The sequence below is a fragment of the Haladaptatus sp. DYF46 genome, assembly GCF_021083305.1.
Lineage (GTDB): Archaea > Halobacteriota > Halobacteria > Halobacteriales > Haladaptataceae > Haladaptatus.
In genome coordinates, this window is sequence record NZ_JAJFAY010000001.1 from 1,875,788 (window position 1) to 1,895,349 (window position 19,562).

Sequence of the window (19,562 nt, forward strand, 5' to 3'; positions counted from 1 at the left end):
AATTTATAAGCGAAGCCGTATGTCCCGGTATGAAATACGTTCGGCTGACGCTTCGCCACCCGCGGGAGATGCGAAACCCGATGCGGTCGTTCATCATGGAACACGAGGCGATGGAACGGGCGGAACTGCTGAACTGGAACCTCTCACACCCGGAGCGCGATTACGTCCTCTTTCGAATCGTCGGGGAGATGGCACCGTACGCCGATGCGGTGGACGCGGCCCCGCTGATTCTCGATTACGAGTTGACGCCGCTGGACGACGGCTCGTTTTACGCTTCCATCGAACACGAAAAACGCGACGTTGACACCGACTTTCGCACCGCGTTCGCGGGGACGAGCATCCTCGTGATTCCGCCCATCACGTACACGAGCGACGGCGCGATGCTGATGGAGCTCGTCGGGAAAGCCGGCGACATGCGGGCCGTGATGGACGACGTGGACGCCGACATCGACGTCGCCGTCGAACAGGTCGGGGAGTACGACTCGCCGCGGGCGCGGTTGTGGTCGACGCTGACCGAGCGACAGCGGTCGGCGCTCGAAACGGCCGTGGATATCGGTTACTACGCGGTGCCACGCGAAGCGGGCGTCGAAGCGGTAGCAGAAGAGATGGACTGTGCGCCGAGCACGGCGTCGACGCACCTCCGAAACGCGGAGTCGAGGGTCGTCCGCAAACTGGTTCAGAGCACCTGTCGCTGACAGGTGCCACAGAGGTTCTCCTCCTTCACGTCCACCTCGCGGACCGTGGGCGAGAAGTTCATCACACAGCGGTTGTTGTCGCAGTGTTCGAGGCCGAGCGTGTGTCCGATTTCGTGGACGACTTCCTTTCGAACGCGGTCCGAGAAGACGTCCTCGCGCGGTTTCGTCGAGATGCCGCCGTCGGAGGAGAGGCCGTCGGTCGCGGGTTGGAGTCGATAGGTGGAGATGACGCTGCCGCTTCCGTCGAGATAGGCGAGACCGAAGACGTAGTTTCGGCGGCGATAGAAGAGGTCTTGGGGCGTGATGGCGATGTTCTTCTCCCCCGTGCCGACGCGACTCGCCAAGTCGATGAAATCCTCGGCGCGAAACTGGTCGCGGTTGGGGTCGTGAGACCCGGAGGGGATTTCCTGTCGCTCGTGGACCATCACGTCGCAGTCGTAAATCGACCGAAGGGCCGCTGAAGCCTCCCGTTTGACCCGTCCCGTAACGTCCCCCACGGGGACGATGTCAATCAACATGGCAACCCCTATGACCGGACGACCCATAAACATCCCGCCGTGGACCCCAAAATTCGCGACGGAATCGTCCGCAGTCTTGCCGATTTCCGGCGCGCCGTCGAAATCGGAATCGGCAATCGACCGGACGTCGCCGAGGGACTCGCCGCGTCCGGCGTGGCCGTCACCTCAACGGACATCGAACCGCGACCGGTTCCCGACGGCGTGGTGTTTCGTCTGGACGACGTGACCGACCCGGAGTTGGGAGTGTACGAGTCCGCCGACGTGATTTACGCACAGAACCTCCCGCCGGAACTCCACCGCCCCGCACTCTCCGTGGCCGAAGAGTGCGACGCCGTCTTCGTCTTCACGACCCTCGGCGGCGATCAACCGACGGTTCCGGTTCGGCGCGAGACGATTCCGGGCGAGACGCTGTTTTGGGCGCGAGAATAGGAAGGACGGGGACGATTATTCGTCCGGCTTTTCCGCAATTATGGTCTCCGCGGCGTGTTGGTGCGGTTCTCCTCCCGAATCGTCGTCGAAGACGAGTTCGCCCTCCCGCAGGATGTTCCAATCGTCGTAGTAGTCACGGAGTTCGCCGGGTTGGTAGAAGTGTTCGTTGTCCCCCCAGTCGGGTGCGGTCGGAATCTCGGGGTGGTCGACGAACGCGAACAGGACGTGAACTCCACCGTCCGTGGTCGCGGTCTTGAACCGCGCGAACTGTTTCTCGCGGTTCTCCGGACGGAGGTACTGGAGCGCACCGCAGGAGTACACGACGTCCATCGACGGGAAGTCGAGATCGTTGACGTCCGCACATCGCGTCTGGATGTGGACGCCGCGCTCCTTGGCGAGTCGTTCCGCCTTCTCCAAGCCGTTGGGAACCGGGTCCACCGCGAGGACGCCGTAGCCGTGTTCGGCGAGGTACACCGCGTCCCGACCCTCGCCGCTGCCGATGTCGATCGCGGCGGGTGCGGTGCGTTCGGGCGCGAACTCCAGTACCGTCTCGGCCAAGCCGTTCGGCTCCGTCCCCCAATAATAGTCGTCGTGGCCGTAGCGTTTCTGGAGTTCGTCGTGGTCCATGGGGTGCCGTTCGGAAGGGAGCGCCATAGGCGGTTCGCCATATCCCTGATACGCTCGGCGATTCGGCAAACCCTTATCGCCGCGGACGAACGCGATGGTATGAACGTGGACGCGGTCGTACTGGACATCGACGGGGTACTGGTGGACGTGGCGGACTCCTACCGGCGGGCGATAATCGAGTCCGTCGAACGGGTTCACGGCGACACCATCCCCAAGGACGCCATCCAGTCGTTCAAGGACGCATCGGGGTTCAACAACGACTGGGAACTCACCTACGCGGCGGCGCTGTACGTCCTCGCGTCCCGCGAAGGGCTGGACGAAACCGTCGAGGAGTTCACAGACGGCATCGCGGCGAACGGTGGCGGCCTCGACGCCGCCGAGGAAGTCGTCGCGGCGGAACTGCCCGACGACGCCCACGATAGGGTTCGGGCGGCATGGGACCCCGAAACGCTCCGCGACGTGTTCCAACAACTCTACCTCGGCTCCGACCTGTACGCCGAACTCGAAGGCGAAGCGGCGACGCTCGACACGCGGGGATACATCAACGACGAACCCGTCCTCCTCGGGTCCGAGACGGTCGAAACGCTCACCGCGAACTATCCGGTCGGTATCGTCACCGGCAGGCCGAGCGCCGAGGCCGACATCGCCCTCGAACGCGTCGGACTGGACGTAGCCGACGACCACCGATTCACCATGGACGATTGGGAGCAGGGCAAACCACATCCCCACGCCCTGATGACGCTGGGAGAGCGCTTCGACGCCGAGCGCGTCGTCTTCGTCGGCGACACCTTGGACGACGTTCGCACCGCGGTGAACGCCGACGGGACGGACCCCGACCGCGAGTATTTCGGCGTCGGCGTTCTGACCGGTGGCTTGACGGGCGAATCGGGTCGCCGAAAGTACGAAGGAGCAGGCGCGGCGGCGGTCATCGACTCCATCGACGATCTTCCGGCGCTTCTCGGGGGAAACTGATATCTTTCGGTCACGATTCTCCCGTATGGTATCCATCGACCGTCTCGTTCGTATCCTCGTCCTCGCCCTGCTGTCGGCGTTCGTCTTCAGCGCACTCTTCAGTCCGCCCGACCCGTTCACGCAAGTCGTGTTCGCGCCCGTGCTGTTCGTCGCCTCCCTCCCGGTCGCCAGTCTGGCGTCCGACGACCGGTGGACGCTTCGCAACCACAGCCTGTTCTTCCTCGTCGCGTGGGTCATCGGGTTCGCCGGACAACCGCTCATCCGCGGGCTGACCCTCGACGGCACGGCGTGGTTCGTCGCCACCGTCGCGTGGGTTGCCCTCGCCATCCTGTTCGCTGGATGGTTCACCTATCTCGGCCCGGCGGCGAGCGTTTCCCTGAAGGGACCGCCTAAGGAAGCAACAGGCGGAACATAACAAAGCCAATCACGACCTTCCTGTGATTCGATACAGCCACGCTGTCGAGCGTGGCCTTCGGAGAATCGTGTTTATGACGGCTTACACACTGCTACGCACCCAGCATCGCACTCGGAGGCGACCCGTTCGATGAAGCTTCGTCCGGTACTTATCGTCCTCCTCGTCCTCTCCCTGTTCGGAACCGCCGTCGCGCTTCCACCGCCGGGTCTGCCCGGCGACGACCTGCCGGATGCGCCGACGAACCATCACGACACCTACGCCGTCGAGCAGGGTGCGTCCTGTACGGAAGTCAGTCCGATTCAGGGCAACACGAGCGTCGTGGATTTCTACGACTATCGCACCCCGTACACCAATTCGAGCAGTTGGGCGTACGGCTACTTCGGGCCAAAATCGTTCACCCGCGACAACGGGAGCACGATGTTCCTGTATCAGGCCCCCAGCGGCGTGACCAGCCTCGTGATGATCCACGACCGGATGAACGAGACCCGAACCGGCGACAACAACCCGATGAGTACGGTGACGTTCGGGTTCGACGGCCTGCCGAGTTCCGGGCAGTGGGTGCTGATGGACGACACGTACCCGCACCGGGACGACCAGTGGTCGAGAACGCGCCTCGACTGGATATGGGCCGGGTCCCGCACGGACGGCGGCGTCTTTCGCGGTCTGTCCGGGGATTCCGAGATAACCGTCACCCCGTCGTGGAACGAGGATGCGACGCTCTACAACCCGCAACTCAAGCACGAACCGGTCACCTCGTGGGCGTTCCTCTCGGGAAGCGGTGCCAGTCCGAGCGCGACGGGACTCGACATGAACTCGCCCGTGACCGTCCACCCGGGGACGTGTGGTGCCTCGCTACAGGTGACGCTCCGCGCCGCGGGCACGGCCAGCGCCGGAACCCCGATCACCCTCGATGCGAGCCGGACGACGGACTCGGAGGGAACGCCGAAGAAGTACCGCTGGGACTACGACGACGACGGAACGATAGACGAGACGACGACACATCCGACGACGACCCACACCTACACGAAGCCCGGCGAACACGTCGCGCGGGTGACGGTCACGGACAGCAACGGTCACACCGCCAGCGCGACGACGCCCGTGACGGTGAAGCGAACCGAAGCGGACATCCACGTGACGAGCGCGTCGCTCGACCGAACGCAGGTTTCGAAGGGAAAGAAGGTGAAAGTCACCGCAACGTTCAAAAACACGGGCGACGGCGACGGGACGATTCCGGCCGTCCTCGCGGTCGGCGATTCGGTCGGTGACAGAAAACGCGTTCACGTCGCCGCCGGGGGGACGAAAACGGTCACGTACACCTACGAAGCGACCGCCTCCGGGAAACAGGAAGTGGCCGTGAACGGCGTTTCGGCGGGGACGCTCGCGGTCCAGCGATCGACCACGAATCAGGAGACGACGCACACGAAACCCGGCGACAGAACGACCCACGACTTACACGACTCCCAGTCGCTCCCGGGGCCGAACGTGGTGTTCGACCATCCCGGCGTGAGCGGGTTCGTCGTCGCGCTCTTGCTCCTCGGCGCGGCGTTCGTGGTCCGTCGGTAGGTCGACACCCCCTCGGTTCCGGCACGACGGTGACGAGGCGTTTTTAACCGTGCTCTCCATATCGCCCGCCAATGACGAAAATCCTCGTCGTGGACAACCACGGACAGTTCACCCATCTCGAACACCGGGCGCTTCGGGACATGGGCATCGAAACCGAACTCATCGACAACGACACGCCGCCGGAGGACATCGACGCCGACGGCCTCGTCCTCTCCGGCGGCCCGTCGATGGACGACATCGGCAACTGCGCGGCGTACCTCGAACTCGGGGTTCCGGTTCTCGGCATCTGTCTGGGCATGCAGGTCATGGCGCACGTGCTCGACGGCGAAACCGGGGAGGGGGAGTACGGTGGCTACGCCGACGTGAGCGTCGACATAACGAGCGACGACGATCCGGTCGTCGGGTCGCTCGCACCCGAAACTCGCGTCTGGGCCAGCCACGCGGACGAAGTGAAGCGGGTTCCGTCCGGGTTCGAACGAACCGCCACCAGCGACGTCTGCGGCATCGAGGCGATGAGCGATTCCGACCGCGACCTGTACGGCGTCCAGTGGCATCCGGAAGTGGCACACACCGAGGACGGCGAGGAAGTGTTCGAAAACTTCCAAAGCGTTTGTGAGTAGTATACTTTAACTCTCCGCGGCGTAGCCTTTCGCCCAATGACAGCGACCCAGAGCGACCTGGCGAGCCTGTCCCGATACATCTTCCGTGCGCCGCAGTGGTACGCGAGCGTGGGATTCGCGCTCCTCATCGCCGCGATCGCGGGTATCGGGGCCTTCGACTCGCAGTATATCCTACAGGACGCGTGGGAGGGGATCTTCTTTATCGGGATTCCGACGGTCGTCGCGAGCATCTTCACGACGCCGGTGGACCGCCGCCTCGGCGGACAGTTGACCTACAACCGGTCGTCGCTCCTCGCGCTGACGTGTGAAATCATCGTCGTCACCGTGTTGTCGATAGCGGGGACCATCTCGGCGTTCACGGGGATGGGCCAGCAGTTCGTCTTCGACGTGCTCCTCTTCAGCCTCGCGTCCGTCTTCGCCCTCCGCCTCCTCGTGGTGATGGCCGTTTCGCGCACCTCGTTTCTGACCGCAATCGTACCGGCGGGCATCCAGACCGGGGGCGCCGCCGTCCTCTTTTTCATCTACAGCGAGACGATCCGCGTCCTCGAAGTCGGCGGTCCGCTCGTGCAGGATTTGCTCGCCCGCGGCGACAAAGCCCCGGCCGCGTTCGGCGTCATCTCGCCGCGGGACTTCGTCCTCCTCGGCGTCGTCAGCGGGATGTACGCCCTCGGTGTCTACGTCTTTCTCGTCGTCATCGACCGACCGTGGCGACGCAGTCTCGGCGTCAGCGCGCTCGACTTCCTCCAGGGATTCATCGGCCACATCGCGGAGGGAACCCGCGAACTGGAGGACTTCTTCGAGCAGATGGGTCAGCAGGCGATCATCCCCGTCACCGTCCTCTCCTTTCGGCGCGAGGACGAAAGCGAGAAGGCGCGGTTCGTCCTGCCGATGATTCACCCCGGTCCGATGGGCGAAATCGGCGGCGGCAACCTCCCCCGACGGGTCGCCGCGGAGTCGGACGGGATGGCGTTTCCGCCCCACGCGACCGCCGGACACGACTTCAACCTCGTCACCGAGCGCGAAGTGGACACCATCCTCGAAACGGCGCACACCGCCTTCGAGCGAATCGAGTATAGCGACGACGCCAGTCGGAGCGTCAGAGTGCAGGAAGGGGACGCCAAAATCATGGGCCAATCGTTCGGGGACGACGCCCTCCTCGTCGCCACCTACTCCCCCGAGTTCGCCGACGACGTGGAGTACGCGGTCGGATTAGCCGCCGCCGCCGAAGCCCGGTCGGGCGGGATGGACGAGGTGATGCTGGTCGATGCGCACAACTGCAACAACGGACTCCAAGGCGAAGACATCGGACACGTCTACCCCGGAAGCGAGCGCTCGTTTCACATGATTCAGGCCGCGCGGGCGACGGCGGGCGAACTCGGAAACGCCGAGCGAGGCCACCCGGAACTCGGCGTCGCGTGGGACGAAACCGAGTGGACGCCCGCGGACGGAATCGGACCGCTCGGCGTTCGCGTCGCGGTGCTCGACGTGGCGGGGCAACGGACGGTGTACGTGCTCGTCGACGGCAACAACATGGAACCCGGCCTCCGGGACCGCATCGTCGCCGCCGTCGGGGCCGACGATGTCGAGGTGATGACCACCGACACCCACATCGTGAACATGGTCGAGTCCTCGAATCAGGTCGGCGGGGCTATCGACCACGACGAACTCATCTCCCTCGTCACGCGGTTGACCGACGAGGCGGCCGCGGACCTCGAACCCGTCGAGGCGGGCATGGCGAGCGAGTACGCCGACGTGACCGTCTTCGGCAACGACCGCACCGAGACGCTGGCGAGTCACGCGAACGCCGTCATCGCCATGGGTGCGGCGCTGGCCGGGGCGGTCATCCTCGCGGTGACGGCCATCAGCGTCCTCATCTTCTTCCTCGCCTGAGGCTGTCGGAGATATCGCAATCGAGTTTATCCACTTCTCACGCTTACCCTCACTCGGAGGGGAAAATGGCAATCGAAACGACCGAAAGGGGAGTGGAAAGGCTTCGCGCACAGTTGAAGGGAGAACTCGTCACGCCGGGCGACCCGGCCTACGACGAGGCGAGGGGGGTGTGGAACGGGATGATAAACAAGCGACCGGCGATGATCGCCCGTTGCGACGGCGTCGCGGACGTACAGGCCGCGGTGACGGTCGCGCGGGAACACGACATTCCGATCGCGGTTCGCGGCGGCGGGCACGGCGTCGCCGGACGCGCGGTGGTCGACGGCGGCCTCGTCATCGACCTCGAACCGATGCACTGGGTTCGGGTGAACCCCGAAACCCGGCGCGTTCGCGCGGGTGCCGGGGCGACGTGGGGCGACGTGGACCGCGAGACGCAACCGTTCGGCCTCGCGGTGCCGGGGGGCGTCGTCTCCGACACGGGTATCGCCGGACTCACGCTCGGCGGCGGCATGGGACACGTCCGCCGGAAGTACGGCCTCTCGTGTGACAACCTCGTCTCGGCCGACGTGGTGACGGCGGACGGCGCGTACATCACCGCGAGCGAGGACGAACACGAGGACTTGTTCTGGGCGCTCCGGGGCGGCGGCGGGAACTTCGGCGTCGTCACCGCCTTCGAGTACGAGGCCCACCCCGTCGGCCCCGACGTCGCGATGTGTTTCGTCTGGTACGACGGCGAGCGGGCGACGGAGGTCCTCCGGAAGTTCCGGGAGTACGCGGCCGACGCACCCGACGAGGTGAGTCTGCTGCCGTTCTACGCGTGGGTTCCGGACCTCCCCGAGTTCCCCGGGGAGTCGTGGGGCGACTCCTCCGTGGCGTTCCTCGGTTGCTACGCGGGCGACCCGGCGGACGGCGAAGCCGAACTCCGAACGGTCCGGGAGTTCGGCGAACCGGTGGTGGATTTCAGCGGGACGATGCCGTACGTCGAACTCCAGACGATGTTGGACGAGGATTACCCGAACGGGCGTCTCTACTACTGGAAATCTCTCTACATCGACGAGTTGAGCGACGACATCATCGACGCCGTCGTCGCCTGTGCCGAGCGCTGTCCGGTCCCGCTCTCGACCGTCGATATCTGGCAAGGCGGTGGCGCGCCCGCTCGCGTCGGCGAGACGGAAACCGCCTTCGCACACCGGGACGCGCCGTACGGTCTCAACTTCGAGGCGAACTGGGACGACCCGCGACAGACTGACGCGGCCATCGCGTGGGTGCGCGACTCCGTCGCCGAGCTGCGGGAGTTCCCCGAAATCCGCGGGCAGTACGTCAACTTCCCCGGACTCGAAGAGGAACCGTCCTCCGTTCCGTTCGGCGAGAACGCGGAGCGACTCGGGGCGGTAAAGGCCGAGTACGACCCCGACGGCGTCTTCCGCGCTCACGGAAACCTCGAACCGGGAATCTGAACGAAAATCCTATTCTTTCTGTACTCGTGACGGTATGTGTGCGACCTCTCAAACTAGCGCTTGCGTGGCTGTTCGCCTGCTTTCTCCTCACCGTCTTCGCGGCGGTTCCACTGCTCGCTGGTATCGTCGTTGGGTCCCTCGGTCTCGTCGTCTTCGTCGCCATCGCGTACGTCACGATGAAGACGCCAGTGTCGTGACTACCGTTCACCGTTCGATACCCCGAAAATCCCCCGTGTCCCCTTCGGAAGGTCCATCCGTACTCCCGAGCCTACTCCCCCCCAGCGTCTCCGCCGAGGGTTTTCGGGTCGCCACGTTCGGCGTGTTCCAGCGTACAATCGTTCGTGTCGGTCCGCGCGTTCTCCACAAGGGAGGGCGTTTACCACTCGATTGCCGCCGGTTCGCCCCGAGGGAAATGTCTCCCGGTCGTCGGTTGTCCCGACGAGTGACGGGTGGGCGGTTCAGCCCGGAAAACGCTGTCTCACGGCGCGAGGAAAGCGCGCCGAGTCCGCCGTTTTCGGCGGTCGTCCTCCGAGCGGGCCTGTGACTGGCGACGTATCACAGTAACTCAAAGCGCGTTATATCTTATAAGAATTCGGCTTGAATATGCCAGACATGGGAATGAACGTTACGCCGATTCTTCAGCTTCGGCGAACAGCTCATCGACCGCCGCGCGGGCGGCCAAGGCGGCGTCGTTCGCCACCTTTTCCTCGTCCCGACTCGCGTCCGGCGCGTTGAGGTACACGTCCACGTCGAGAACGCCCTCCTCGAACGTTACCGTCACGTCCACGTCCGTAATGTCCGACTGTTTGATTCGGTCGAGTATCAGGCCCTCGGCCGCTTCCGAGGCCGTCTGAACGACCGTCTCGTCGCTGACCATCGCTTACGCGCCGCCAGCGCCGCCGGGACCGGTCGGGCCGGACGGGCCACCTGCGCCGCCACCGAGCATCTCTTGGAGTTCGCTCTGCAGCTTCTCGAACTGGTCGCGGACGCGCTCTTCCTGTTTGTTGAGCGTCTCGACGCGGATTTCGAGGCTGTCGACCTTGTCATCGAGGTCCGACTGGGCCGTCTCGTAGTCGGTCTTGACGAACAGTTCGCCGACTTCGTGGAACATCGTCGCGTCCTCGTCGATGTCGTCGAGTTCGTCGAGCGCGTTCTCCGACTCGGAGAGTTGCGTCTCGGCCTGGTTCTTCTGCATGGCGACCTGTTGTGCCGTGTCCTGAAGGTCCTGCAGTTGCTCGAGCTTTTCCTGTGCTTCCGGTGGAAGATTACCCTGCATACCCGTTCCTTGTCGCCCGGACTGAAAAAGCCCCGCTTTTACGTTCGTGAGGGGACCGTTTCCCGTCGGTAATTCCGGCAAAATTCCTTTCCCCTGTTCCGTCGAACCGTCGAGTATGAACGTCTTCGTCGCTGGCGCGACCGGTGTGCTCGGGCGTGAACTCGTCGCGGAACTCGCGGCACGGAACCACCACGTCGTCGGCCTCTCCCGAGGCGCGCGTGGTGACGAACTCGTCGCCGATCGCGGGGGCGAACCCCGACGCGGGGATATCCTCGACGAGAAATCGCTCGCCGACGCCGCCGAGGGATGTTCGGCCCTGATTCACGCCGCAACCGCGATTCCGACGAGTCGAAAACCGACCGAGGATGAGTGGGTCAGAAACGATCGGGTGCGCGCCGAGGGGGCCAGAAATCTGGTGGCCGCCGCGGAGGAAGTCGACGCCGATAGGCTCCTCCTCCAGAGCATCGTTTGGGTCGCCCGACAACCCGACGGGCGGCCGTTCGACGAGGAGTCATCGCCCGACCCCGACCGTACGACGCGTTCCGCGCTGGATGCCGAGCGAATCGTCAGGCGGGGCGGCGAGGAAGGAGGGTTCGACGTCGGCGTTCTCCGATGCGGTTTCTTCTACTCGCCGGAGTCAGCACACACCCGGCAGATGGGTAGCGGCCTGCTAGACGGGAAGTTCCCTATTTTAGGCGGCGGCCCCCTCGGGAAACGGGATGCGACGCTTTCGATGCTCCACGTCGAGGACGCGGCGCGGGCGTTCGCCACGGCGGCCGAATCCGACGCGACCGGATGCTGGCACGTCACCGACGACGAACCGGTTTCGCTGGCGACGATGCTGACCGCGTTCGCGGACCGTTTGGGTGCACCGGAACCCCGGCGGATACCCGGATGGCTCGCCCGCCCGCTCGTCGGGAGACACTCGGTGCGCCTGCTGACGAAGTCGATGCCGACGACGAACCGACGGTTTCGGGAGACGTTCGACTGGGAACCGACGTATCCGAGCTATCGGGAGGGGTTGGACGAAGTGGTCGAAACGTGGCGAAACGACGGACTGCTCATCGCGGGTGGCGACGGCTACGAATGGCGAGAACAGTAAGTCGGGGACCGGTACGTCTCACTCGCTCTCGAAGAGAACTACGTCCTCGTCGTCCCCGTCGTCCTCGTCGTCCAGACAGAGGGGCACCGGCGGTCCCCAGAGATATCGATGCTGGCCGTCGCAGGCGGGACAATCGTACGTCGCGATTCCCTCGCCGTCGGCGACGCTCGAATCCCAGTCGTCGGGGTCGGTGTGTTCCGTGGCGATGGGCGTCATCGTCTCGGGGCATCGGATCTCGATGCGGTGGTCGCGGTCGAAGTCGGGATTGCCATCGTCGCCCTTCTTTCGCCCGAACGGATTGAGTCCGAACACGTCTATCGCCACCCGAGGAGGTCGCTGCGTTCCGATGTTCGAGGGGTACTGGGGACCGATCTCTCCTGCGGCACGATAGCAACCTAACGAACCCCACGAACACAAAGGCGTCGATGCGATTCGAAACGTTTCTGAAGAATCTAGAGTGACAGTTCCCCGACCGAATCGCCCGTCTCGGCCACCATCTCGGCGACCCCCACCAACGTTTGCCACGTGTTCAGCGCCGCACGGAGGGCGATGAGGTCTTCGGCCTCGACGCGAACGGAAACGGTCCGTCCGTCCCGTGCGACGGTCGTCCGCGAGCGGTCGTCGTCGATTTCGCCGATCTCCTGTCCGACGCTCCGGAAAATCAAGAGTGCACGCTCCTCGGAATCGTACTCGAAATCGAGAAGCGCGTCGTGAGACACGGGCGCTACCGGACGTGAACTTCCTTGACGTCGCGGCTACGCTCTTTCAGCAGGACGCGGTGTCCACAGTACGGGCAGCGAACGCCGCCGTACTCGTCCAGTTCGACATCCCGCTTGCAGCGCGAACACTTGTAGCTCATTCTTCGTCAGCCAGTGCGGCGCGGATGGAACGCTTGACGGTCTTTCCGGCAGGCGTCTGCGGGCGGTAGGTACCGCCGGCGAACGTGTAGCCACACCGACCGCACTCCCAGATACCCGTTCCCTGTCGGTCGACGGTGTCGTTACCGCAGTCCGGGCAGGTGTGGTTTTCGTTCATGTCCGCTTCGATTTCGGAGATGCGCTTGCGCGCGACGCGACCGTATCGCGCCCCGAACCGACCGGCGCTTCCGGTTCGTGATCGAGATTTTTCGGCCATAGTACCGGGAGATAACCCGAGAAGACTGATAAAGCCTTTGAGTTAGACCGGTGGTCGGGCGAGGGCGTACCCGACGACCAGTATCGCCCCGAGCAGTCCGAGTATCGTCATCGGAAACGACGTGAACTGTCCGGCCACGAATCCACCGCCCGATAGCGTCGGAATCGCCGCGAGGACCGCGTCGTAGCGTGAGGCCATGTAATTACATATAATTACGCAGGCCCAAAAGGACTGGGGCTGCCGAGAGAAGCGTGAGTGTCGGGTATCGAAACCGATCGGCAGCGGGAGACACGAAAGTTTCGGCCTCGTTCCGAACCATCCGTGCTGTCCGCCGTTTCGCGTACCGTTCCGTCACCCGCGCTTTTATTCCGTTTCCGACCGATTATCCCGACATGCATCGGCGAGAGTTTCTGCGCACTGCCGCCGTGGGGGGCGGAGCCGCGTCCCTGCTGGCGTCGGGGGGTGTCGCCCAATCCGAAGCCGACCCGTACCGGCCGCTCGGACACGTCGCCATCGAGGATGCGAAGGAAGCCGTCGTCGGAGACGACAGCAACACCGCCTTCGTCGCCACCACGGACGGATTCGCCACGGTGGATATCCGAGATCCGAAACGGCCGAAAGTGATGGCGGAGCGCCACGACCTCCTCGCCAACCACGACGGCGGCCCGCTGACGCAGATTTGGGACGCCAAGGTCGATGGAAATCGGCTTCTCGTCGCGGGACCGGCGAACCCGGTCTCAAATACCAAGGTTCACGGATTCCTGCTGTACGACGTGAGCGACCCGGCGAATCCCGAACGGGTGGCGTTCCACGAGACGTCGTTTCCGATTCACAACGCCGACTTGCAGGACGGCATAGCCTACCTCACGGGGAACAACGGGGATGGGAACCCGCTCGTACTGGTGGACGTGTCGAACGACCGGCCCGAAGAAGTCGGCAGGTGGTCGATGCTGGACTACGATCCGAAGTGGTCGGAGGTCGATTCGTGGGTGCGCACGCTCCACGACGTGTGGGTCCACGACGGGCGGGCCTACCTCGCCCAGTGGGACGCCGGAACGTGGGTCGTGGACGTGTCGAACCCGGAAAAACCCACGTACGTTTCGCACTTCGGCGGTCGGTCACGGAAGAAACTCGCCGCGATTCCCACCTCGCAGGAACAGAACGCCGTCATCGGCCTCCCGGGGAACGACCACTTCGTCATGACGAACGAGGACGCCACCCTCCTCGCCTGCGACAAGGAAGCGTGGGACACCGACGGTCCGGACAAAACGGGTCCCGGCGGCATCGACCTGTGGAACATCTCGGACGTGAAACGACCCCGAAAACTCACGACCATTCGGCCGCCCAAGACGGCCGACCCGAGCTACGACCTCGGCGCTTCCCCCGCAGCGTCGCTCCTCTCGTCCCTGTCGTCCGTCGCCGCCGACCTGTCGCCGATCGGCATCTCCTCGGCCCACGAGTGTCACGAGTGCGGACAGGGGAGTTCGGACGGCCAGTGGACCACGTCGCACAACTTCGATTTCGTCGGCGACCGACTCTACACGTCGTGGTATCACGGCGGCGTGAAGCTGTTCGACGTGAGCGACCCGGCCAAACCGAAGGAACTCGCGTGGTGGCGAAAGCCGAGCGAAGCCGCGTTCTGGACCGCCCAACGGGTCTCCGACGAGGTGTTCATCGGCGGGAGCATGGGACGCCACGGCGACGGCCGCGGCGGTCTCTACACCTTCCCGAACCGCGCGGGCACGCAACGAAATCCGCCGTCGCTCACGGGAGAGGGAACCACGAACCGGAAAACCATCGAATCAGGTGACGAAACCACCACCGAGTCGGACGGCGGCGTGGCCGCGACGACGGGACAACCCGGTTTCGAGGCGGGAATCGCCGGACTATCCATACTCGGCTTCGGCGTCTGGAATCACCTCCGGAATCGAAACTAGGGCGATTTTTCGGGACTAATTCGGCGGAAACCACGGGCGAGAACCCCAAGCTTACCATACTTCGAGTTCCTAGGGGTGAGTATGAGCGAGAACAGCGCGACGGAAACCACGGCGACCGAGGACGGCCTGAAATCGCGGGTCGAACGCTGGCTCACCGCCCAGATGCCCATCATCCAGATGCACGGCGGGACGAGCGCGGTTCGGAAGGCCGACCCCGAATCGGGCGAAGTGGTCATCGAACTCGGCGGTGCCTGCGGCGGATGTTCCATCACCCCCATCACCTCCCAGAACATCGAAGTCGAACTCCTCAAGAAGTTCGACGAGGTGGACGACGTGTCGGTCCGCATCGCCGACGACGGCACCAGCCAGTGGAAAACGGACCAAGCCGAGAGCGTCATGGGCATCGACCGCTCAGAGGGCGGCCGCGGTGGAGAGTTGAACACGCCGGGCGAGAACGAGCACTTCTGACCCACCTTTTGCTGTGGTCGTAAGCGGGGAGCGAACGCAAGCGCGTTCGCTCTCCGCCTTACTCCCTGGCAAAATCTGGACCAAAACCTCGGTGCTCCCTGCGAGGCGCAACGCGCCTCGCGGTCCGCTCCGAGTCCGCTCACTTCGTTCGCGGCGAGCGGCGAGCAATCCGCGGTTGTACAGAACGTAGCGTCCCGCTGACGGTGTAGTATCCGTTTCCGATGATTGCGTAAATGCCGTTCTCAGCGGCTGTGTCACCGGCCGTTTTCGGCGGTCGTGTCGAACGCTGTTTTCGGCGGTCGTGTCGCCTTCCGATACCCAACTTCACGCGCTACTTCGACAGCACCTTCTCGACGCTCGCCGCGACGCTTCTGGCTTTCTCGGCCAGTTCTTCGGAGATGTTTCCTTCCTCGACGGCCGCGTCGAGTTCGTCGTCGTCCACCCGCTCGACGGTTCCGTCGGGGCGCTTTACCACGTCGACGTGGAGATCCACGTAGCGCACGGAGCGGGGGAACAGTTCCACCGGCGTACAGACGTTGACGTAGGTCCCCTTCGATTTCCCATTTTCGCTCCGGTACGCCGTCGGATACCACCATCTTCCCTCCCTGAACTTCGTAATCGCTACGTCGCCGCGCTCTCGGGCGGTTCCGATAGCGTCGTACGTTCCGGAACTCCCCATCTCGCGTCGAACCGTGTACTTTCCGGACTCGGGGTCCGCCTCCGCGACGGTTCCCTTGCCGAGCGAGAGACACCGACCGTCTGGTTTCCCGTGATCGATGAACACCTCGTCGTCCGCGTCGGGGCCGAACTGTCGGAGGGTCGCGCCGGTCGGCATCCCGTCGAACGCCGCCTCGCTGTCGGCGTAGAGGTCCTCGGCGAAATCGACCGCCGTGCTGGCCGAGGAGTCGGCGGCCTTGATTCGGTGATGGCCGGGAAGCGTCGTCGTGACCTCACGGCGGGCCTCGTCCAAGGCGAACCGGGATTCGCGGCCGAACCACAGCCACGCCGTCGCCTCGGGTTCCGCGAGGGACCGCGTGGCGTCGACGTCCGGGTCGTCGGACAACGCGTCGTCGATGGTTTCGGCCCGTTCGACGGCCTCGGAGAGGGCGGCGTTCATCTCGTCCAGCGTGGCGTCGCTGGCCGCGTACTCCCAGCGGACGCCCCACTCGTCGGGAACCTCCGTCGGAAGCATCTCGGTCGTGCGGGCGAGTTCGCGCCTGCTGGCGTCGTCCGGCGCGCTGGCGACGACTTCGTTCACGCCCTTCGAGAGGCTAGCGACGCCGCCGAACACCTGCACATCGGTTCCGAGCAGGGTCCGGTCGCGCGACCACGGCGGTTCGGGGTCGTGGACCTGCACCCGAACGTGGTCGCCCTCGTCGATTCGACGGTCGAGGGCGCGGAACGGCAGAAACCCCTCGCCGCGGTCCTCGTCGAGGTCCACGACGGCACCGCTCCCGAGGGTGTCGCTGACGACACCGTCGAAAAGCGCTCCTCGGGGTGCCGGGTCGTCCCAGTGGAAGGTGTCGATGGCGGTGTCCGCCAACTCGTTCTCGATTCGGGCGACGGTTTCGGAGTCCCCGGAGATACCCGCGCCCTGCCTGTCGTCGGTCGTCTCGATCGCGGCGTCGTACTCGGCGGTTTCGAACGACTCGTCGAACCGTCGTCTAATGGGTGGCGAGGCCTGCACCACGTCGAACTCCTCGCCGAGGAGGCGCGTGAGCGCGGTGGTGTAGATGCCTCTGATTCGGATTCGACTCATGGCAGGGAGTAACACGGGCGGGGTTCGGTCGTCACGTCGAGCGAGAAGGCTTGCATACCCGCCGGTTGGCAGGGAGGGGTTTTCAGGATGACGAGGTTCGGTCGCGAAGAGATCAGTCGTCTGCGGGGACGGTTCCGGTCCAGTTCGCGTCGGTGACGCTCGAATTGGCGTCGGCCACGGATGGCGTTTCCACGTCCTCCGACGGGTCGTTCGATTCGGCTCGTTCGTCGGCAGCCGACTCCTCGTTATTTCGTCGTGTTGTTTTTTCCGGCGGTGCCGAGTACATGATTCCTCGACTGTGGCTCACGGGTGTCATGGTGTAGCGTGATGGGGGGTTCTTCTTATTAAGAGTGACCCTACAGGAATAATACGGCATATAATCACGTATTAGGAATCATAGGTCGCAAATGGCGAACGATTTACTCCATGGCTATGCGAACTCGAAACATGGATGAAAAAAGGGATCCGGTCGCTCGCGGGCTTGGCGACTCGGTCGACCTCTACGGAATCTCTACGTGGGAAGAACGAACGCGTCTCGATTGGTTTGCGACGAAACTGTACGGCGCGCTCGTCGTCTCGGCCCGCACTTTGATCATTCTCCTCGCCGCAGGGATTTTACTGCTACAGTTCGTGTTCGGCGGATTGGCGGTGTTGAGCGACCCGTGGGTGGGCGCGTTCGTCCTCCTCTCGGTCGTTCCCGCGTTCGCGCTTGCGGCCTACATCTGGTACGCCGACGTCACCATGTCGGAACCGCTACCGCTCCTGGTCGGGACGTTCCTCCTCGGCGTCCTGTTCGCCATGTTCGCCGCCGTGTTCAACTCCGCCCTGCAACCGGTGTTTACCGGCGTGCCGCTCTTCGGGGCGGTGCTCTACTTCTACCTCATCGTCGGTCCCGTCGAGGAGACGGTGAAATGGCTGGCCGTGCGGTTGTTCGCCTACCGAAGCGAGAAGTTCGACGCGGTCATCGACGGGGCGGTCTACGGGGCGATGGCCGGGTTGGGCTTCGCAACCATCGAGAACGCCATCTACATCAGCCAAGGCGTTCTGTCGTCCACGGGTACCGACCCGATTTTGAACGCCGGACAGACCGCCGTGTTTCGACTGTTCGCCGGACCGGGTCACGTCATCTACTCCGCGTTCGCGGGCTACTATCTCGGCTTGGCGAAGTTCAACCGCGAGAACGCGGGTCCAATCGCGGTGAAAGGCCTCCTCATCGCGGCGTTCATCCACGCGACGTACAACACGCTCGTCGGGTTCGTTCCCAACGTGATATCCGCCTTCTACCCCAGCGTTTCCACCGAAATCGCCTACATCGCGTTCGTGTTCATCTACGACGGGTTCTTCGGCTACCTGCTCTACCGGAAGATATCGCGCTACCGCGCCATGTACGCCGAGGCCGAGGAATCGAACGAGGAAGACGAGCGACAGGGAATCATCGAAATGGATGAGTCCGGCCAGAAGGAGAGACACGCGCCGTTGCAATCCGGTTCATCGGACGGGAGCGGGTTGCTCGACGAGGAGACGGGGAACGAACTCCTTGGAAACGACGACACCGACTTCGTGAGAGGGGAATGGATCGATTCCGAGAGCGGTACGGATGCGAGGGACGACGAAAGCGGGGAAAGTGAGGAAAGCGAGGAAAGCGAAGAAAACGAGCGTTCCGATGACGCCTCGACGTTCGACTTCTAGCGCTCGGCGAGGAGTTCTTCGGCGTACTTCGCCAGCACGTCCACTTCGAGATGTACGGGGTCTCCGGGTTCCTTCTCCGAGAGGTTCGTCACGCGCCGCGTCGTCGGAATGATGGCGACGGTGAACGTCTCCTCCCCTTTCTCCGCCACCGTGAGGCTGATACCGTCCAGCGCGACCGACCCCTTGTTCACGATGTACTGGCCAAACGCCTCGGGGAGGGCGAACTCGTACTCCCAGTCCTCTCGCGGCGATTCGCCGCTCGAATTCTTCGAGGCCCGTAGCGCCTCGCCATTTTCCGAGGCCCGTAGCGCCTCGCCATCCTCTCCAACTTGGCGCACGTCCACCACCTCGGTCGTCGTATCCACGTGACCCTGCACGAAATGGCCGTCGAGACGGGCGTCGGCCCGGAGCGCGCGTTCGAGGTTGACGACGTCGCCCTCCTCGATCTCCCCGAGATAGGTCTTTTCGACGGTTTCGGCGGCTAGAAACACCTCGAACGACTCGCCGTCGAACTCCTCGACGGTCAGGCAGGCCCCGTTGACGGCGATGCTCGCGCCGCCCTCCACGTCCGAAAGCACCTCGTCGGCCGCGATGGTGAGCCGTCGGCCGCCGTCCGACTCCTCGACGCGACGAACCTCGCCGACCTCCGCAACGATTCCGGTAAACATAACGGAACTGTGACGCTCGTCGGTTGAAAACGGTTCCGAATCCGGGTTCGAGGACGGCGGATTTTTGGTCGGTGGGGCGAAAGTACAGGCATGAAACTGGGCATCATCGACACCGTGAGCCTCGCGGCGACGCTGGTGTTGGCCCTCCCCATCGCGCTCTTCGGCATCGACCGCATCGTCGCGGGACAGGCCCTCCTCGGCGGTGCGTTCGTCGCCGTCGGCGTCCTCATGGTGCTCCTCCGCGAGAAACTGACGACTCCCTCCGACGTGCCCGCCAGCGCCGCACAGAAGGTCGTCGGCAAGGTCGCAAAGACCGACGACGACGAGGAGTAGGGCGAAACAC

Annotated in this window: 27 protein-coding genes; 15 read left to right on the forward strand and 12 right to left on the reverse strand. The window is 64.2% G+C overall.

The window, feature by feature from the left end:
- The first annotated feature begins 29 nt into the window (after window positions 1-29).
- Window positions 30-695, forward strand: a complete 666-nt coding sequence (locus LJF34_RS10320; protein WP_231184883.1) for a helix-turn-helix domain-containing protein — start codon at window positions 30-32, stop codon at window positions 693-695.
- Here LJF34_RS10320 and LJF34_RS10325 read toward each other — a convergent pair.
- Window positions 677-1,213: an archaemetzincin family Zn-dependent metalloprotease gene (locus LJF34_RS10325; protein ID WP_231184884.1), complete on the reverse strand. Its 537-nt coding sequence runs from the start codon at window positions 1,211-1,213 to the stop codon at window positions 677-679. The two genes, LJF34_RS10320 and LJF34_RS10325, sit on opposite strands and share 19 nt — an antisense overlap.
- Before the next feature lie 39 nt (window positions 1,214-1,252).
- Here LJF34_RS10325 and LJF34_RS10330 point away from each other — a divergent pair, with 39 nt between their 5' ends.
- Window positions 1,253-1,642 carry a UPF0146 family protein gene (locus LJF34_RS10330; protein WP_231184885.1) on the forward strand — a complete coding sequence of 130 codons (390 nt, stop codon included), beginning with the start codon at window positions 1,253-1,255 and terminating at the stop codon, window positions 1,640-1,642.
- A 15-nt stretch (window positions 1,643-1,657) separates the two neighbouring features.
- Here LJF34_RS10330 and LJF34_RS10335 read toward each other — a convergent pair whose 3' ends face one another.
- A complete protein-coding gene (locus tag LJF34_RS10335; RefSeq protein ID WP_231184886.1) occupies window positions 1,658-2,269 on the reverse strand; it encodes a class I SAM-dependent methyltransferase in 612 nt (203 codons plus the stop codon).
- 99 nt (window positions 2,270-2,368) lie between these two features.
- Here LJF34_RS10335 and LJF34_RS10340 point away from each other — a divergent pair, with 99 nt between their 5' ends.
- The 8 genes from LJF34_RS10340 (at window position 2,369) to LJF34_RS28930 (ending at window position 9,730) form a co-directional block, all read left to right on the forward strand.
- Window positions 2,369-3,241: a TIGR01548 family HAD-type hydrolase gene (locus LJF34_RS10340; protein ID WP_231184887.1), complete on the forward strand. Its 873-nt coding sequence runs from the start codon at window positions 2,369-2,371 to the stop codon at window positions 3,239-3,241.
- 25 nt (window positions 3,242-3,266) lie between these two features.
- Window positions 3,267-3,656: a hypothetical protein gene (locus tag LJF34_RS10345; protein WP_231184888.1), complete on the forward strand. Its 390-nt coding sequence runs from the start codon at window positions 3,267-3,269 to the stop codon at window positions 3,654-3,656.
- Between the two features lie 129 nt (window positions 3,657-3,785).
- Window positions 3,786-5,219, forward strand: a complete 1,434-nt coding sequence (locus LJF34_RS10350) for a PKD domain-containing protein (protein WP_231184889.1) — start codon at window positions 3,786-3,788, stop codon at window positions 5,217-5,219.
- A gap of 71 nt (window positions 5,220-5,290) precedes the next feature.
- On the forward strand, window positions 5,291-5,839 hold the full coding sequence (locus LJF34_RS10355; protein ID WP_231184890.1) for a GMP synthase subunit A: 549 nt from the start codon (window positions 5,291-5,293) through the stop codon (window positions 5,837-5,839).
- A gap of 36 nt (window positions 5,840-5,875) precedes the next feature.
- Window positions 5,876-7,729: a DUF2070 family protein gene (locus LJF34_RS10360; RefSeq protein ID WP_231184891.1), complete on the forward strand. Its 1,854-nt coding sequence runs from the start codon at window positions 5,876-5,878 to the stop codon at window positions 7,727-7,729.
- Window positions 7,730-7,794: 65 nt separating this feature from the next.
- Entirely contained in the window at window positions 7,795-9,186 is a 1,392-nt protein-coding gene (locus LJF34_RS10365; RefSeq protein ID WP_231184892.1) for an FAD-binding oxidoreductase, read from the forward strand.
- A gap of 38 nt (window positions 9,187-9,224) precedes the next feature.
- Window positions 9,225-9,383: a hypothetical protein gene (locus LJF34_RS10370; protein ID WP_231184893.1), complete on the forward strand. Its 159-nt coding sequence runs from the start codon at window positions 9,225-9,227 to the stop codon at window positions 9,381-9,383.
- Window positions 9,384-9,598: 215 nt separating this feature from the next.
- Window positions 9,599-9,730, forward strand: coding sequence for a hypothetical protein (locus tag LJF34_RS28930; protein WP_255665835.1), 132 nt, complete (start codon window positions 9,599-9,601; stop codon window positions 9,728-9,730).
- 81 nt (window positions 9,731-9,811) lie between these two features.
- Here LJF34_RS28930 and LJF34_RS10375 read toward each other — a convergent pair whose 3' ends face one another.
- Entirely contained in the window at window positions 9,812-10,063 is a 252-nt protein-coding gene (locus LJF34_RS10375; protein ID WP_231184894.1) for a DUF3194 domain-containing protein, read from the reverse strand.
- Between the two features lie 3 nt (window positions 10,064-10,066).
- Window positions 10,067-10,462, reverse strand: coding sequence for a prefoldin subunit beta (locus tag LJF34_RS10380; RefSeq protein WP_231184895.1), 396 nt, complete (start codon window positions 10,460-10,462; stop codon window positions 10,067-10,069).
- 115 nt (window positions 10,463-10,577) lie between these two features.
- Here LJF34_RS10380 and LJF34_RS10385 point away from each other — a divergent pair, with 115 nt between their 5' ends.
- Window positions 10,578-11,564, forward strand: a complete 987-nt coding sequence (locus LJF34_RS10385) for an NAD-dependent epimerase/dehydratase family protein (protein ID WP_231184896.1) — start codon at window positions 10,578-10,580, stop codon at window positions 11,562-11,564.
- An 18-nt stretch (window positions 11,565-11,582) separates the two neighbouring features.
- On the opposite strand, the gene LJF34_RS10390 is transcribed toward LJF34_RS10385, so the two are convergent.
- The 5 genes from LJF34_RS10390 to LJF34_RS10410 all read right to left on the reverse strand — a co-directional run bounded on the left by LJF34_RS10390 (window position 11,583) and on the right by LJF34_RS10410 (window position 12,896).
- Window positions 11,583-11,876: a hypothetical protein gene (locus tag LJF34_RS10390; RefSeq protein WP_231184897.1), complete on the reverse strand. Its 294-nt coding sequence runs from the start codon at window positions 11,874-11,876 to the stop codon at window positions 11,583-11,585.
- A gap of 140 nt (window positions 11,877-12,016) precedes the next feature.
- Window positions 12,017-12,283, reverse strand: a complete 267-nt coding sequence (locus LJF34_RS10395) for a KEOPS complex subunit Pcc1 (protein ID WP_231184898.1) — start codon at window positions 12,281-12,283, stop codon at window positions 12,017-12,019.
- A gap of 5 nt (window positions 12,284-12,288) precedes the next feature.
- Entirely contained in the window at window positions 12,289-12,423 is a 135-nt protein-coding gene (locus tag LJF34_RS10400) for a DNA-directed RNA polymerase subunit P (RefSeq protein WP_066144577.1), read from the reverse strand.
- Entirely contained in the window at window positions 12,420-12,698 is a 279-nt protein-coding gene (locus LJF34_RS10405) for a 50S ribosomal protein L37ae (protein WP_231184899.1), read from the reverse strand. The genes LJF34_RS10400 and LJF34_RS10405 overlap by 4 nt, the downstream gene beginning before the upstream one ends.
- Window positions 12,699-12,740: 42 nt before the next feature.
- Complete coding sequence (locus LJF34_RS10410; RefSeq protein ID WP_231184900.1) at window positions 12,741-12,896, reverse strand: hypothetical protein; 156 nt, start codon at window positions 12,894-12,896, stop codon at window positions 12,741-12,743.
- Window positions 12,897-13,090: 194 nt separating this feature from the next.
- Between LJF34_RS10410 and LJF34_RS10415 the strand changes: the two genes are divergently transcribed.
- Together LJF34_RS10415 and LJF34_RS10420 are read left to right on the forward strand one after the other, a co-directional pair.
- Complete coding sequence (locus LJF34_RS10415; RefSeq protein ID WP_231184901.1) at window positions 13,091-14,635, forward strand: hypothetical protein; 1,545 nt, start codon at window positions 13,091-13,093, stop codon at window positions 14,633-14,635.
- Window positions 14,636-14,716: 81 nt separating this feature from the next.
- Complete coding sequence (locus LJF34_RS10420; RefSeq protein WP_231184902.1) at window positions 14,717-15,103, forward strand: NifU family protein; 387 nt, start codon at window positions 14,717-14,719, stop codon at window positions 15,101-15,103.
- Window positions 15,104-15,434: 331 nt separating this feature from the next.
- Here the strand turns inward: LJF34_RS10420 and LJF34_RS10425 are convergent, their stop codons facing one another.
- The gene (locus LJF34_RS10425; protein ID WP_231184903.1) at window positions 15,435-16,862 is read right to left on the reverse strand and encodes a DUF402 domain-containing protein; all 1,428 of its coding nucleotides are present in this window, start codon (window positions 16,860-16,862) and stop codon (window positions 15,435-15,437) included.
- Between the two features lie 112 nt (window positions 16,863-16,974).
- Window positions 16,975-17,148, reverse strand: a complete 174-nt coding sequence (locus LJF34_RS10430; RefSeq protein WP_231184904.1) for a hypothetical protein — start codon at window positions 17,146-17,148, stop codon at window positions 16,975-16,977.
- 161 nt (window positions 17,149-17,309) lie between these two features.
- Between LJF34_RS10430 and LJF34_RS10435 the strand changes: the two genes are divergently transcribed.
- Complete coding sequence (locus LJF34_RS10435) at window positions 17,310-18,551, forward strand: PrsW family intramembrane metalloprotease (RefSeq protein ID WP_231184905.1); 1,242 nt, start codon at window positions 17,310-17,312, stop codon at window positions 18,549-18,551.
- Here the strand turns inward: LJF34_RS10435 and ribE are convergent.
- Complete coding sequence (ribE, locus tag LJF34_RS10440; protein WP_231184906.1) at window positions 18,548-19,219, reverse strand: riboflavin synthase; 672 nt, start codon at window positions 19,217-19,219, stop codon at window positions 18,548-18,550. The two genes, LJF34_RS10435 and ribE, sit on opposite strands and share 4 nt — an antisense overlap.
- 90 nt (window positions 19,220-19,309) lie before the next feature.
- On the opposite strand from ribE, the gene LJF34_RS10445 reads away from it, so the two are divergent.
- Window positions 19,310-19,552 (forward strand): hypothetical protein, encoded by a 243-nt coding sequence (locus LJF34_RS10445; protein WP_231184907.1) that lies wholly within the window; start codon window positions 19,310-19,312, stop codon window positions 19,550-19,552.
- The last annotated feature ends 10 nt before the right edge of the window (window positions 19,553-19,562 follow it).